This is a genomic window from Bacillus cereus group sp. BfR-BA-01383 (assembly GCF_022663495.1).
GTDB classification, from domain to species: Bacteria; Bacillota; Bacilli; order Bacillales; family Bacillaceae_G; genus Bacillus_A; species Bacillus_A cereus_AU.
Genome location: NZ_JAKUFP010000102.1, coordinates 1 through 545, shown reverse-complemented (window position 1 = coordinate 545; position 545 = coordinate 1). Strand labels below are relative to the sequence as shown.

The following is a 545-nucleotide window of genomic DNA, read 5'->3' as shown; positions in this document are numbered from 1 at the left end:
ACCATAATCATCATCATGATCACATGGTGAAAAATCAAGTTCATAAAATTCTGCACTAATTAATTCACAGAATGGTTGTTCATTATAGAAAACATTATTTTCAAAGAAGAATTTGTCTAGACGAGGAACATCAGTGTTTTTTGGATTAATGAAACGAGCCTTATTTTCCGAAGTAAAGGCTAACATTGGGAAAGAAAGAAAGTCATTTCGAGTTAAATCAGCAAAACCAGAGAATCGAACTTTTGCAATTTTATCATGAATCACGCCATTGCAGTCTTTAGAAGCATATTCAATATTTTTACGAATGAAACCTTCTACAAACAATTTTGCTCTTGTTACTCTCCAATATCCTGTTTCATCAATTGGTTCATATTCAACAGGTACTAGTTTACATTGTTGTAAAAATACATCTTTTAATACTCTTTTAATTTCTACTGCTGGTGGATGAAGTGGAATATTTGCTTCGACTACAATTTGAAGTGTTCTTTCTGCTAATACAACTGGAATTTTAACTATTGGATTGTTTGTAAGAACAGGCTGTGCTG

General features: G+C 31.9%; 1 protein-coding gene. It reads right to left on the bottom strand.

The annotated features are described in order from the left end of the window. On the bottom strand, positions 1 to 545 hold a 545-nt coding region (locus MR065_RS27065; protein ID WP_242215743.1), incomplete at both ends, for a CsxC family protein.